Origin of the sequence: Ramlibacter sp. (genome assembly GCF_035706265.1) — a bacterium.
GTDB lineage: Bacteria > Pseudomonadota > Gammaproteobacteria > Burkholderiales > Burkholderiaceae_C > Ramlibacter.
Genome location: NZ_DASSVG010000491.1, coordinates 1 through 14,057, shown reverse-complemented (window position 1 = coordinate 14,057; position 14,057 = coordinate 1). Strand labels below are relative to the sequence as shown.

The following is a 14,057-nucleotide window of genomic DNA, read 5'->3' as shown; positions in this document are numbered from 1 at the left end:
TGCATCGAATGCGACGCCTGCGTCGACATCTGCCCGATGGATTGCATCACCTTCACGCCCGATGGCGAGGAGGCCGAGGTGCGGCAGCGCCTGAAGGCGCCGGCGCTCAACCTGGCGCAGGACCTGTACGTGTCCGGCCAGCTGAAGACCGGGCGCCTGATGGTGAAGGACGAGGACGTGTGCCTGCACTGCGGCCTGTGCGCCGAGCGCTGCCCCACCGGGGCCTGGGACATGCAGAAGTTCAGGTTCAACACGGCGCTGGCCGGCAGCGCCCGCAAGGTCGCGCAAATCGAGGAGGTCGCGGCATGAACCGCATCGAGGCCGTCAACGACTTCGTCGTCAAGTTCGCCAACGTCAACGGGTCGGGCTCCGCCTCGGCCAACGAGCTGTTCGCGAAATCGATCCTGCGCATGGGCGTGCCCGTGAGCCCGCGCAACATCTTCCCGAGCAACATCCAGGGCCTGCCGACCTGGTACGAGGTGCGGGTCACGGAAAAGGGCTGGCTGGGCCGGCGCGGCGGCGTCGACATGATGGTCGCCATGAACCCGCAGACCTGGGACGCCGACGTGGCGGAACTCTCGCCCGGCGGCTACCTGTTCTACGACAACACGCGCCCGCTGCCGCCCTCGAAGTTCCGCGACGACGTGCACGTGATCGGCATGCCGCTCACGGAGATCTGCAACGCCGTCTACGACGATCCGCGCCAGCGCCAGCTGTTCAAGAACATCGTCTACGTGGGCGCGCTGTCGGTGCTGCTGGAGATCGACCCGAAGGAGATCGAGAAGCTGTTCGGCGAGCAGTACAAGGGCAAGGAGAGGCTGCTGTCCTCCAACGTGCAGGCCCTGCACCTCGGGCGCGAGTTCGCCGAGGAGCACCTGAACTACCCGCTGGGCATCCGCGTGCGGCGCTCCGACCGCGTGGGCAAGCGCATCTTCGTGGACGGCAACAGCGCCTGCGCGCTGGGCGCGGTGTACGGCGGTGCCTCGGTGATGGCGTGGTACCCGATCACGCCTTCCTCCTCGGTGGCAGAGGCGTTCCAGAAGTACTGCAGCAAGATGCGGGTCGACAAGGAAACCGGCCAGCACAACTATGCGATCGTGCAGGCGGAGGACGAACTGGCCTCCATCGGCATGGTGGTGGGCGCCGGCTGGAACGGCGCGCGTGCCTACACGGCCACCTCGGGGCCGGGCGTCTCGCTGATGACCGAGTTCATCGGCCTGGCGCAGTTCGCCGAGATCCCGGTGACCATCGTCAACGTGCAGCGCGGTGGCCCCTCCACCGGCATGCCCACGCGCACCCAGCAGGCCGACATCCTGTCCTGCGCCTACGCCTCGCACGGCGACACCAAGCACGTGCTGCTGCTGCCGGAAGACCCGCACGAGTGCTTCGAGCACACGGCCAAGGCGCTGGACCTGGCGGACCGCCTGCAGACGCCCGTGTTCGTGATGACCGACCTCGACATCGGCATGAACCAGCGCCTGTGCAATCCGTTCGATTGGCAGGAAGGCCAGGAGTACGACCGCGGCAAGGTCATGACGCACGAGGACCTGGAGGCCGGCAAGGACTTCGGCCGCTACAAGGATGTCGACGGCGACGGCATTCCCTGGCGCACGCTGCCGGGCACGCACCCGACCAAGGGCTCCTACTTCACCCGCGGCACCACGCGCGACCCGTACGCGCGCTACTCCGAGCGCGGGCCGGACTACATCTACAACATGGAGCGGCTGCTGCGCAAGTTCCGCACCGCGGCGCTGCTGGTGCCGCAGCCGGTGGTGCGGCGCGCGGCCCGCAAGGCGCGGCTGGGCGTCATCTACTACGGCTCCACCAGCCCGGCGATGCTGGAGGCGCTGGAGGTGCTGGCGGCCGAGGGCATCGCGCTCGATGCCATGCGCCTGCGCGCTTTCCCCTTCCCGGACAGCGTGGCCGAATTCATCGCCTCGCACGACCAGGTGTTCGTGGTCGAGCAGAACCGCGACGGCCAGATGCGCTCGCTGCTCGTCAACGAGCTGGAAGTCGACCCTGCGCGGCTCGTGAAGGTGGTGCACTACGACGGCACGCCGATCACGGCCCGCTTCATCACCCAGGCCATCACCGCGCAAGTGCAGGAACAAAGGGAGAACGTGGCATGACCTACATCGCGAAGCCGCCGCTGCACCACCCGACGCTGGAGAAGAACCGCGTCGGCTACACGCGGCGCGACTACGAAGGCAAGATCTCGACGCTGTGCGCCGGCTGCGGCCACGACTCGATCTCCGCCGCGATCATCCAGGCCTGCTGGGAGCTGGACATCGAGCCGCACCGGGTGGCCAAGCTGTCCGGCATCGGCTGCAGCTCGAAGACGCCCGACTACTTCCTCGGCGCCTCGCACGGCTTCAACACCGTGCACGGGCGCATGCCTTCGGTGCTGACGGGCGCCAACCTCGCCAACCGCGAGTTGCTGTACCTGGGCGTCTCCGGGGACGGCGATTCGGCCTCCATCGGCCTCGGCCAGTTCGCGCATGCGATGCGGCGCGGGGTGCGGATGGCCTACATCGTGGAGAACAACGGCGTCTACGGGCTCACCAAGGGCCAGTTCTCGGCCACGGCGGACGCCGGCTCCAAGAGCAAGAAGGGCGTGATCAACAGCGACAGCCCGGTGGACCTGGTCGGCATGGCCCTGCAGCTCGGCGCGACCTACGTGGCGCGCGGCTTCTCCGGCAACAAGGCGCAGCTGGTGCCGCTGATCAAAGGCGCGATGAGCCACGGCGGCGCCGCCTTCATCGACGTGATCAGCCCCTGCATCGCCTTCAACAACCACCCGGGCAGCACCAAGAGCTACGACTACGTGCGCGAGCACAACGAGGCGGTCAGCCGGATCGACTTCGTCTCGCCGCGCTCGGAGATCACGGCCGAGGCGGCACCGGGCGAGGCGGTGGACGTGCGCCAGCACGACGGCACCCTGCTGCGGTTGCGCAGCCTGCACCAGGACTACGACCCCACCGACCGGCAGGCGGCGATGGCCTTCATGCAGGAGCACCAGGCGCGGGGCGAGATTGTCACCGGTCTGCTGTACGTCGACCCTCTGGCCACCGATTTGCACACGGCACTGAACACGACGACACGTCCGCTCAACACGCTGGAAGCGCGCGAGCTGTGTCCGGGCGTTTCGGTGCTCGAAAAGATCAACGCGTCGTTGCGTTGAGCATGACTTCCCTTTACAAAGAGGGGACAGGTCCTGAAAGGGGAAAGGGGGTCGCCATGGCCGAACGCACCGTTTTCCAGTCCATCCCGAAGCGGGTCATCCTGAGCCTCACCTCCCACGCCACGGTGTGGGAGGCCGCCTGTGCGATGACGCGCGCCAACTTCAGCAGCGTGCTGGTGATGGAGCCGCCCGACAAGCTGCTGGGCATCGTGACCGAGCGCGACCTCACCACCCGGGTGCTGTCGCGCGCGCTCGATCCCAAGCAGACCACGCTGGCGCAGATCATGACGCCCAATCCCTTGTGCGTCACGCCGCAGACCAAGGTCTCGGACGCCGTGCTGATGATGATCGAGCGCGGCTTCCGCCACCTGCCCATCGTCGGCGCCGACCGCAAGGTGATGGGCGTGTTCTCCGTGCGCGACGCGCTGCCCCGCGAGGTGGATGCAGCGCTGTCGCAGACGGAGTTCAACGAGCAGGTGAACGACGCGCTCGGTTGATCAGAAGCGCGTCGTCAGCGTCACGCGCGCCATCCGCGGCGCGCCCACCGAGATGTTGTTGTCGCCATCGGCCGTCGGGTAGTACTTGCGGTCGGTGAGGTTCTCCACGTTCAGCGCCACCCGCGTCCTGCCGTCCGCGAAGGTGTAGTACACCGCGGCGTCGGCGCGCGTGTAGGCCGGCAGCTTCACCGCGTTGCTGATCGAGGCGAACGATTCGCCCTGGTGGATCAGGCCCAGCGCCGCCGCCCAGCCGCCGCCGATCTCGTAGCGGTTCCACAGCGACGCCATGTTGCGCGGCACCAGCGCGATGCGGCGGCCGGCGGGGATCGCGGCACCGTTCGGGTCGGTGCCGGTGTTGAGGTCCTTCACCACCTTCGCGTCGAGGTGCGCGTAGCCGCCGTACACCTGCCAGCGCGGCGTGACCTGGCCTTGCAGCCCGATCTCCACGCCTTCGGTGCGCTGCTTCCCGGTCTTGATGAACAGGCCGCTGCCGGCGGGATCCTTGGCCCGCACGTCGTCCTTGTCGAGGCGGAACACCGCGGCGGAGAGCGTCAGCGCCGGCAGCAGGTCCCAGCGGGCGCCGATCTCGTAGTTGGTGGACTTCTCCGGCGTCAGGTCCGCGGTGCCGGTGGCCAGCGAGAGCTGCTCGCCCGCCGGCAGGAAGGAGTAGCTGTAGCTCACGTAGTAGGTCGAGCGCGCGTCCGGTGTCCAGATCAGGCCCAGGCGCGGGCTGAATTCGCGGTCGGTGCGCTCCAGGTCGGCCGGCGTGACGGTGGTGCGGCGGTCGTCGAAATCGACCTTGAACACGTCGTAGCGCAGGCCCGCCAGCACTTTCCAGTTGTCGGTGAGCGCGATCTGGTCCTGCGCGTAGAGGCCGAGGATGTCCGACTTCACGCGGTTGTTGGCGTCGGTGCCGCGGAAGTCGAACCCGGTGGCAACGGCGACCGGGTCGTCGGCCGGGATGCCGGTCACGCTGCCCACCGCGCTGCCGAAGAGGCCGCTGCGGCGCTGGTTGCGGCTGTCCTGGTGGCCCAGCTCCAGGCCGGTGAGCAGCGTGTGCTCGATGCTGCCGGTGCGCAGCTTCGCCGTGAGGTCGGTCTGGTTGAAGATGTTGGTGCGGTCGTTGGCGTTGTTGTAGGCGTTGATGGCCAGCGTGCCGGCCGCGTTCACGGCGCTGCCCGGGAAGACGTTCTGGTAGAACTTGTCGTAGACCGTGGCGCGGAAGGTGTTGCGCAGCGCGAGGCCGCTCCCCAGCTCGTGGTCGACGATGGAGTAGAGCGAATCGACGCTGCTGCGGGCGCGGCTCTGGTCCGCATTGCCGAAGAAGGTGCCGCGCCCGGTGTCGAAGGGCCGGCCGTCGCGCGAGGGGATGCCGCGGTCGGCGGTGCGCGAGTCCTCCGCGTGCTCGAATCCCACCGTGACGGCCGTGGCCGGGCCGGCGGCCCAGGTCACGACCGGGTTGATCGCCGCGCGCCGCAGGTCCACGCCGTGGCGGAAGCTGTCCGCGTGTTCGGCCATCGCGTTGAGGCGCCATGCGAGCCTGTCGCCGACCTTTTCGCCGAGGTCGACGGTGCCGCGCAGCTGGCCGAAGCTGCCGGCCGTGAGGCTCGCCTCGCCCACGTGCCCGAAGACCGGCTTCTTGGTGACGCGATTGACCACGCCGCCGGCGCCGCCGCGGCCGAAGAGCATGCCGCCGGGGCCCTTCAGCACCTCGACGCGCTCGAGGTTGTAGAGGTCGCGGAAGATCTGGGCGTCGTCGCGCACGCCGTCGACGAAGAAGTCCGCCGTGGTGCTGTTGCCGCGCAGCACGACCTGGTCGCGGTTGCCTTCGCCCTGGTGCACGGAGACCCCCGGCACGTAGCGCAGCACGTCGTCCATGCCGCGCATGGCCTGGTCCTTCATCAGGGTGGCCGGCACGACGGAGATCGAGGCCGGCACCTCCTTCAGCGGGGTGTCGGTCTTGGTGAAGGTGGAGGAGCGGCTGGCGCGGTAGCCCTGCACCGGCCCGTCGGCGCGCTCGGGCTGCGCATGCACGTCGACCGTCCGCAGGGTCGTTTCGGCGAAGGCGAAGGTGTGGAAGGCCGCGAGGACGGCGACGAGGGACGGCTGCAGCCGGAAGGCACGCACCATGGGATGGACTCCTGGATGGTTGCGGCTGGCTGGGGGCTGGAGGCCGTCTCTGGCTTGCCGGGGTTGACGATGGATCGGTGTCCAGGAGTATCGCACAGATGAGAATTACTCTCATCTGGATTGTGGCACCGGTGCGACGCCGCAAGCGCTGGGCTTCGGGCCTTGCCGCGGCTGTCGCCTCGGCAAGGCGCTCAGCACCAGCCTACGAGCCCCGCTTCGCGCGGGCGCGGGCCAGGGCGGCTTCGATGATGGCCTTCTTGCGCGCGAGCTCGTCGCCTTCGGCGCCGTGGGTGTGGGCGGGCAGGTCGGCCAGCTTGGCGCGGGCCTTCTCCTCCAGGCGCACGGCGTGCTCCTGCGCCGCGCGCGCCTGGCGCAGCTTGCGCTCCTCGTAGCGGCGCAGCGCCTGGCGCGCGTCCGCTTCCGACCACGCGCTCCAGCCGGTGCGCGCGCCGCTCGCGTTCTCCAGGGCGATGCAGTCGACCGGGCACACCGGCACGCACAGTTCGCAGCCGGTGCAGTAGCGCTCGATCACCGTGTGCATGCGCTTGTTGCCGCCCAGGATCGCGTCGGTGGGGCAGGCGTCGAGGCAGAGGGTGCAGCCGATGCACCAGTTCTCGTCGATGACGGCCAGCGTGCGCGGGCCCTCCACGCCGTTGGCGGGGTTCAGGGGCAGCACCGGCCGGCCCGCGATCTGCGCGAGCCGGGCGATGCCTTCGGCGCCGCCGGGCGGGCACTGGTTGATGCCCGCCTCGCCGGCCGCGATCGCCTCGGCGTACCCGGCGCAGTCCGGATAGCCGCAGCGGGTGCACTGCGTCTGCGGCAGGGCGGCGTGCAGCCGCGCCGCCAGCGGCGTCACTGGCCGGCGGCGCGCTTGCGGGACGAAGCGCGCGGGGCGCTGCTGCGCGCCCGGCCCGTGCTGCGGCGTTCGGCCGCCACCCTGGCGGGCGACGCGGCGCCGCGGCTTTCGTGCGGCAGGGGCACGGCGTGGTGGAAGCGCGCGATGAAGTCGCGCACCTGCGGGTACACCATCTCGCGCCAGCGGCGGCCGCTGAAGATGCCGTAGTGGCCGGCGCCCTTCACCTCCAGGTGCTTCTGGCGCTCCTTGGGCACGTTGTAGCAGAGGGCGTGCGCGGCCTCGGTCTGGCCGGCGCCGGAGATGTCGTCCAGCTCGCCCTCGATGGTGAAGTGCGCCGTGGTCTTGATGTCCTGCGGGCGCACGCGCTCCAGCGTGCCGTCGGGAGCGCGCACGTCCCAGCTGCCGTCGACGAGGCGGAACTCCTGGAACACGACGCGGATCGTGTCGAGGTAGTAGTCGGCATCCATGTCGAGGACGGCGTTGTACTCGTCGTAGAACTGGCGGTGCGCTTCCGCCGACGCGTCGTCACCGGCGATCAGGTGCTTGAAGTAGTCGTAGTGGCTGGAGAGGTGCCGGTCCGGGTTCATCGCGACAAAGCCGGAGTGCTGCAGGAAGCCCGGGTACACGCGCCGGCCCTCGCCGGGGAAGCCCGGCGGCACGCGGTAGATCACGTTGGTCTCGAACCACTCGTAGCTCTTGTTCATCGCCAGGTTGTTGACGGCGGTGGGCGACTTGCGGGCATCGATCGGGCCGCCCATCATGGTCATCGTCACCGGCGTGGTCTCGCCGCGCGAAGCCATGAGCGACACCGCCGCCAAGACCGGCACCGTGGGCTGGCACACGCTGATCACGTGGCAGTTGCCATAGCGCGCCTGCAGGTGGCGGATGAACTCCTGCACGTAGTTGACGTAGTCGTCGAGGTGGAACTCGCCGGCTTCCAGCGGCACCATGCGGGCATTGCGCCAGTCGGTGATGTAGACCTTGTGGTCGCGCAGCATGGAGCGCACCGTGTCGCGCAGCAGGGTGGCGTAGTGGCCCGACAGCGGCGCCACGATCAGCACCGCCGGCTGGCCGTGCAGCGTCTCCAGCGTGTGCGGATGGTCGGAGAAGCGCTTGAAGCGGCGCAGCTCGCAGAAGGGCTTGTCGACCTCGACGCGCTCCTGGATCGCGATCTCGACGCCCTCGACGTCGATGGTCTGGATGCCGAACTCGGGCTTCTCGTAGTCCTTGCCCAGGCGGTACATCAGGTCGAAGCCGGCGGACAGGCGCTGCGCGAACGGGCTCTGGCCGAAGGGCGAGAGCGGATTGCTGTACAGCTTGGACGCTGCCAGCGCGAAATCGGCGAAGGGCTCCATCAGGGAGCGCTGCGCCTCGTAGATCTGGTAGAGCATGGGGGCTCCGTGGGGGTTGTTGCAGTGCAATATACCAGCCGCAGAGCAAGGCTGCACAAAGGACAACTACGGATGAGAGGGGAAACTTCGTCCGTGTGTCAGGCTGGCGGAAGGCTGGGTTGGACAGGCGTCAGGAATGCCGGGCACCCCGTCGTTCCGCGCAGGCGGGAACCCAGGAAGTCGAAAGGGAAAAGCCGCGCGTGGCGCGGCTTTGCTCTGAATCCCCGCCTCCGCGGGCACGACCGGGGGCAGGGTGGTTACACCACTTTCGCGATGCACTCCGCCACGTAGTCGATGTTCTTGCTGTTCAGCGCCGCCACGCAGATGCGGCCGCTGTCGATACCGTAGACGCCGAATTCGTTCCGCAGCCGCACCATCTGCTCCTTGGTGAGGCCGGAGTAGCTGAACATGCCGACCTGCTGGGCGATGAAGCTGAAATCGCGCTGCACGCCGGCCGCCTTGAGCTTTTCGACCAGCGCCGTGCGCATCTGCTTGATGCGCACCCGCATGGCGGCCAGTTCCTCCTCCCACAGGGCCCGCAGTTCCGGCGTGTTGAGGACGGTGGCCGCCACCTGGCCGCCGTGGGTGGGCGGGTTGCTGTAGTTGGTGCGGATCACGATCTTCAGCTGCGACAGCACGCGCGTGGCTTCCTCCTTGTCCTGGCACAGCACCGACAGCGCGCCCACGCGCTCGCCGTACAGGCTCAGGCTCTTGGAGAAGGAGGTCGAGACGAAGAAGTCCTCGCCGGAGGCCACGAACTTCTGCACCGCCAGGCCGTCTTCCGCGATGCCCTGGGCGAAGCCCTGGTAGGCCATGTCGAGGAAGGCCACCAGCTTGCGCGCCTTCACCGCCGCGACCACCTGGTCCCACTGGGCGGGGGTGAGGTCGTAGCCGGTGGGGTTGTGGCAGCAGGCGTGCAGCACGATGACGGTGCCGGCTTCGGCCGTCGACAGGGCGGTCAGCATGCCGTCGAAGTTGATCCCGCGCTTGTCGGCATCGTAGTAGGGGTAGGTCTCCACCGTGAAGCCGGCGTCGCGGAAGATGCCCCGGTGGTTCTCCCAGCTCGGGTCGCTGATCAGGACCTTGGCCTTCGGGTTCAGCTTGTGCAGGAAGTCGGCGCCGATCTTCAGGCCGCCGGTGCCACCCAGGGCCTGCACGGTGGCCACCCGGCCGGCCTTGACAAGCTCGGAATCGGCCCCAAATACCAGCGACTTGATCGCCGCGTCATACGCCGCGATGCCATCGATCGGCAGGTAGCCGCGAGCGGCGTGGGCCGCCATCATCTTCTCTTCCGCCTTCTGGACGCACTGCAGCAGCGGCAGCTTGCCGTTGTCGTCGTAGTAGACGCCCACGCCGAGGTTGACCTTCTTCGGGTTGGGGTCGGCGACGAACTGCTCGGTCAGGCCCAGGATCGGGTCGCGGGGCGCCATTTCGACGGCGTTGAAGAGAGACATGGGGTTCCTTGGGATGCGGTGGCAAAGACGCCCGGCCTGATGTACTCTGGCCGGCTGCCCGCAATTTTAAGGGGTCGTCCCCGTATTTACCCGCATGAGCGCAATTCCCCAGGCCAGCGAGGCCCCGCAGCAGGAGAAAAAGGGCACGTTCGTCACGTTTCCCGACTCCCCGTTCGAGCTGTTCCAACCCTATCCCCCGGCGGGCGACCAGCCGCAGGCGATCGAGAAGCTGGTCGAAGGCGTGCAGGACGGCGAGGTGTACCAGACGCTCCTGGGCGTCACGGGCTCCGGCAAGACCTTCACCATGGCCAACGTGATCGCCCGCCTCGGGCGGCCGGCCATCGTGTTCGCCCCCAACAAGACACTGGCGGCGCAGCTCTATAGCGAATTCCGCGAGTTCTTCCCGAAGAACGCCGTGGAGTACTTCGTGAGCTACTACGACTACTACCAGCCCGAGGCCTACGTCCCGCAGCGCGACCTGTTCATCGAGAAGGACAGCTCGATCAACGAGCACATCGAGCAGATGCGGCTGTCGGCCACCAAGAGCGTGCTGGAGCGGCGCGACACGGTGATCGTGGCGACGGTGAGCGCGATCTACGGCATCGGCGCCCCCGAGGACTACACGCAGATGCGCTTCATCATGCGGGTGGGCGACAGGATCGGCCAGCGCGACGTGATCTCGCAGCTGATTCGCATGCAGTACAACCGCAACGAGCAGGATTTCGCCCGCGGCACCTTCCGCGTGCGGGGCGACACGATCGACATCTTCCCGGCCGAACACTCGGAACTGGCGATCCGCATCGAGCTGTTCGACGACGAGATCGAGTCGCTGCAGCTGTTCGACCCGCTCACCGGCCGCATCCGGCAGAAGGTGCCGCGCTTCACGGTCTACCCTTCCAGCCACTACGTGACGCCGCGCGAGAAGGTGCTCTCGGCCGTGGAATCGATCAAGCTGGAGCTGGAGGAACGGCTGAAGTTCTTCGTCGCGGAAGGCAAGCTGGTGGAGGCCCAGCGCCTGGAGCAGCGCACCCGCTTCGACCTGGAGATGCTCTCCGAGCTGGGGCACTGCAAGGGCATCGAGAACTACACGCGCCACCTTTCCGGCTCGCCGCCGGGAGCGCCGCCCTCGACGCTCACCGACTACCTGCCCAAGGACGCGATCATGTTCCTGGACGAGAGCCACCAGATGATCGGCCAGCTCGGGGGCATGTACAACGGCGACCGCGCCCGCAAGCTCACGCTGGTGGAATACGGTTTCCGGCTGCCGTCGGCGCTGGACAACCGGCCGCTGCGCTTCGAGGAATTCGAGGCCCGCATGCGCCAGGTGGTCTTCGTCTCCGCCACGCCGGCGGACTACGAGAAGACCCACGCCGGCCAGGTGGTGGAGCAGCTGGTGCGCCCCACCGGCCTGATCGACCCTGAGGTCGAAGTGCGGCCGGCGACCCACCAGGTCGACGACGTGCTGCAGGAGATCCGCCTGCGGGTGGAGAAGCACGAGCGGGTGCTGATCACCACGCTGACCAAGCGCATGGCCGAACAGCTCACCGACTACCTGAGCGACAACGGCGTCAAGGTGCGCTACCTGCACAGCGACGTCGACACGGTGGAGCGGGTGGAGATCATCCGCGACCTGCGGCTGGGGCAGTTCGACGTGCTGGTGGGCATCAACCTGCTGCGCGAAGGCCTGGACATCCCCGAGGTCTCGCTGGTCGCCATCCTCGACGCCGACAAGGAGGGCTTCCTGCGCGCCGAGCGCTCGCTGATCCAGACCATCGGCCGGGCGGCGCGCAACCTGAACGGCAAGGCCATCCTGTACGCCGACAACATGACGGAGTCGATGAAGAAGGCCATCGGCGAGACGGAGCGCCGCCGCGCCAGGCAGATCGCCCACAACGAGGCCCACGGCATCACGCCGCGCAGCATCCAGAAGCAGGTGCGCGACCTCATCGACGGCGTCTACAGCGAGAAGGCCAGCAAGGAGCAGGAGAAGCAGGAGCTGCAGCGCGCGATGGTGGAGGACATGTCCGAGAAGGACATCTCCAAGCGCATCAAGCAGCTGGAAAAGCAGATGCTGGAGCACGCCCGCAACCTCGAGTTCGAGAAGGCCGCGCGGGTGCGCGACCAGCTCGCGCTGCTCAAGGAGCAGGCGTTCGGGGCCAGCGTGCACGACAACGTGGTACCGATCCGCAAGTGAACCGGCCATGGACCACGGCTTCAGCGTCCTCTTTGTCTGCATGGGCAACATCTGCCGCAGCCCCACCGCCGAAGGCGTGTTCCGCCACCTCGTGCGCCAGGCTGGCCTGCAGGACCGCATCCGCATCGACTCCGCCGGCACGCACGACTACCACGTCGGCGCGCCGCCGGACGAGCGCAGCTGCCACCATGCCTCGCTGCGCGGCTACGACCTCGCCGACCTGCGGGCCCGGCAGGTGAAGGCGCTGGATTTCGAGCGCTTCGACCTGATCTGCGCCATGGACTGGGAGAACCTCGAGCTGCTGGAGGATGCCTGCCCGCCCCGGCACCGCGCCAAGCTCAAGCGCCTGATGGAGTTCGCGCCGCAGGGCCTGGGCGAGGTGGTGCCCGATCCCTACTACGGCGGCGAACACGGCTTCGAGCAGGTGCTGGACCATGTGGAGGCGGCCTGCGCCGGGTTGCTCCAGCACGTGCAGCGCAAGCTCGATCTGCCGCCTGTTTGACGCAGCGCAGAAAAACCTGAGTACCCGAGCTCGGAAGCGGGTTTTCTGTTATACTTGACGGAAACAGTCAGGAACCCAGGATATTCAGAAAACAGCCGGTCCACGAACGCCGGCCGAGGGCCGGCATACGCAACACAGCCGGAACATTGGGTGGAGACGGCCCTGCCAGCGGGCGCTGCGCAAGGGTACGGCAAGCAAGCCAGCAGGAAGGAGCTAGCGATGCGTCTCACTACCAAAGGCCGCTTTGCGGTCACCGCGATGATCGATCTGGCGCTGCGCCAGAACAATGGTCCCGTCACCCTGGCGGCGATCAGCCAGCGCCAGCAGATCTCGCTGTCCTATCTCGAGCAGCTGTTCGGCAAGCTGCGCCGGCACGAGCTGGTGGAATCCACCCGCGGGCCGGGCGGCGGCTACACGCTCGGCCGCAAGGCGTCCGAAATCACGGTGGCGGACATCATCGTCTCCGTCGACGAGCCGATCGATGCCACCCAGTGCGGCGGCAAGGAAAACTGCAACGACGGCGGCCGCTGCATGACGCACGAGCTGTGGGCGGCGCTCAACCAGCGCATGGTGGAATTCCTCGACTCGATCACGCTGCAGAAGCTGGTGGACGACCAGCTCGCGAAGGGCGTGCAGATCGAGGACAAGCCGCAGACCAAGCGGGCGATCTCCAGCGCCCCCGTGGTCAAGCCCATCCGCGTGAACGCGCCGAACTCGGTGTTCGCGCTGGGCAACTCCTTCGCGAAGCAATAAGAACAGCACGACGGACCCGCAAGAAATGGACATGACGCCGCACTTTCCGATCTACATGGACTACGGCGCGACGACGCCGGTCGATCCGCGCGTGGTCGACGCCATGATTCCCTGGTTGCGCGAGCACTTCGGCAACCCGGCTTCGCGCAGCCATGCGTGGGGCTGGGAGGCCGAGGAGGCCGTCGAGAAGGCCCGCCAGCAGGTGGCGGACCTGATCGGGGCCGATCCGCGCGAGATCGTGTGGACCTCGGGCGCCACCGAATCCGACAACCTCGCGATCAAGGGCGCCGCGCACTTCTACAAGACGCGTGGCAAGCACCTGATCACGGTGAAGACCGAGCACAAGGCCGTGCTCGACACCACGCGCGAGCTGGAGCGCCAGGGCTTCGAGGTGACCTACCTCGACGTGCAGGAAGACGGCATGCTGGACCTGGAGAAGTTCAAGGCCGCGGTCCGGCCGGACACGATCCTGGCCTCGGTGATGTTCGTCAACAACGAGATCGGCGTGATCCAGGACATCGCCGCCATCGGCGCGATCTGCCGCGAGAAGGGCGTCGTGTTCCACGTCGACGCCGCGCAGGCCACCGGCAAGACGGAGATCGACGTCTCGAAGCTGCCGGTCGACCTGATGAGCCTGGCTTCGCACAAGACCTACGGGCCCAAGGGCATCGGCGCCCTCTACGTGCGCCGCAAGCCGCGCGTGCGCCTGGAAGCGCAGATGCACGGCGGCGGCCACGAGCGCGGCATGCGCTCCGGCACGCTGCCCACCCACCAGATCGTGGGCATGGGCGAGGCCTTCCGCATCGCGAAGGAAGAGATGCAGAAGGACGTGGCGCACGCGCGCAAGCTGCAGCAGCGGCTGCTGAACGGCCTGACGGAGATCGAGCAGGTGTTCATCAACGGCAACCTGGAACACCGGGTGCCGCACAACCTGAACATCAGCTTCAACTTCGTCGAAGGCGAGTCGCTGATCATGGGCATCAAGGGCATCGCGGTTTCTTCGGGCTCCGCCTGCACGTCCGCCTCGCTCGAGCCAAGCTACGTGCTGCGCGCCCTGGGCCGCAGCGACGAACTGGCCCACAGCAGCCTGCGCATGACG

Annotated in this window: 12 protein-coding genes; 8 read left to right on the top strand and 4 right to left on the bottom strand. The window is 67.8% G+C overall.

Annotation, left to right across the window (positions count from 1 at the left end; all coding sequences use genetic code 11):
- The 4 genes from VFM98_RS17640 to VFM98_RS17625 all read left to right on the top strand — a co-directional run.
- Positions 1-309 (top strand): NADH-quinone oxidoreductase subunit I (locus VFM98_RS17640; protein ID WP_325111210.1); only part of this gene is annotated, 309 nt, incomplete at its 5' end.
- On the top strand, positions 306-2,129 hold the full coding sequence (locus VFM98_RS17635) for a 2-oxoacid:acceptor oxidoreductase subunit alpha (RefSeq protein WP_325111209.1): 1,824 nt from the start codon (positions 306-308) through the stop codon (positions 2,127-2,129). The genes VFM98_RS17640 and VFM98_RS17635, both read left to right, overlap by 4 nt.
- On the top strand, positions 2,126-3,181 hold the full coding sequence (locus tag VFM98_RS17630; RefSeq protein ID WP_325111208.1) for a 2-oxoacid:ferredoxin oxidoreductase subunit beta: 1,056 nt from the start codon (positions 2,126-2,128) through the stop codon (positions 3,179-3,181). Before VFM98_RS17635 ends, VFM98_RS17630 begins: the two co-directional genes overlap by 4 nt.
- A 56-nt stretch (positions 3,182-3,237) precedes the next feature.
- Positions 3,238-3,678, top strand: a complete 441-nt coding sequence (locus tag VFM98_RS17625; protein ID WP_325111207.1) for a CBS domain-containing protein — start codon at positions 3,238-3,240, stop codon at positions 3,676-3,678.
- Here the strand turns inward: VFM98_RS17625 and VFM98_RS17620 are convergent, their stop codons facing one another.
- From VFM98_RS17620 to VFM98_RS17605, 4 genes are all read right to left on the bottom strand, one after another.
- Positions 3,679-5,808: a TonB-dependent siderophore receptor gene (locus tag VFM98_RS17620; RefSeq protein ID WP_325111206.1), complete on the bottom strand. Its 2,130-nt coding sequence runs from the start codon at positions 5,806-5,808 to the stop codon at positions 3,679-3,681. It abuts the gene before it with no gap.
- Positions 5,809-6,010: 202 nt separating this feature from the next.
- A complete protein-coding gene (gene rsxB / locus VFM98_RS17615) occupies positions 6,011-6,664 on the bottom strand; it encodes an electron transport complex subunit RsxB (protein ID WP_325111205.1) in 654 nt (217 codons plus the stop codon).
- Positions 6,661-8,055 carry a polyhydroxyalkanoate depolymerase gene (locus VFM98_RS17610; RefSeq protein WP_325111204.1) on the bottom strand — a complete coding sequence of 465 codons (1,395 nt, stop codon included), beginning with the start codon at positions 8,053-8,055 and terminating at the stop codon, positions 6,661-6,663. The genes rsxB and VFM98_RS17610 overlap by 4 nt, the downstream gene beginning before the upstream one ends.
- Before the next feature lie 257 nt (positions 8,056-8,312).
- The gene (locus VFM98_RS17605; protein WP_325111203.1) at positions 8,313-9,509 is read right to left on the bottom strand and encodes an amino acid aminotransferase; all 1,197 of its coding nucleotides are present in this window, start codon (positions 9,507-9,509) and stop codon (positions 8,313-8,315) included.
- A gap of 94 nt (positions 9,510-9,603) precedes the next feature.
- Here VFM98_RS17605 and uvrB point away from each other — a divergent pair, with 94 nt between their 5' ends.
- From uvrB to VFM98_RS17585, 4 genes are all read left to right on the top strand, one after another.
- Positions 9,604-11,703 carry an excinuclease ABC subunit UvrB gene (gene uvrB / locus VFM98_RS17600; RefSeq protein WP_325111202.1) on the top strand — a complete coding sequence of 700 codons (2,100 nt, stop codon included), beginning with the start codon at positions 9,604-9,606 and terminating at the stop codon, positions 11,701-11,703.
- Between the two features lie 7 nt (positions 11,704-11,710).
- Complete coding sequence (locus tag VFM98_RS17595) at positions 11,711-12,205, top strand: low molecular weight protein-tyrosine-phosphatase (protein WP_325111201.1); 495 nt, start codon at positions 11,711-11,713, stop codon at positions 12,203-12,205.
- A gap of 219 nt (positions 12,206-12,424) precedes the next feature.
- On the top strand, positions 12,425-12,958 hold the full coding sequence (gene iscR, locus VFM98_RS17590) for a Fe-S cluster assembly transcriptional regulator IscR (RefSeq protein ID WP_325111200.1): 534 nt from the start codon (positions 12,425-12,427) through the stop codon (positions 12,956-12,958).
- Between the two features lie 25 nt (positions 12,959-12,983).
- Positions 12,984-14,057: IscS subfamily cysteine desulfurase (locus tag VFM98_RS17585; protein WP_325111199.1), on the top strand; the 1,074-nt coding region annotated here is incomplete at its 3' end.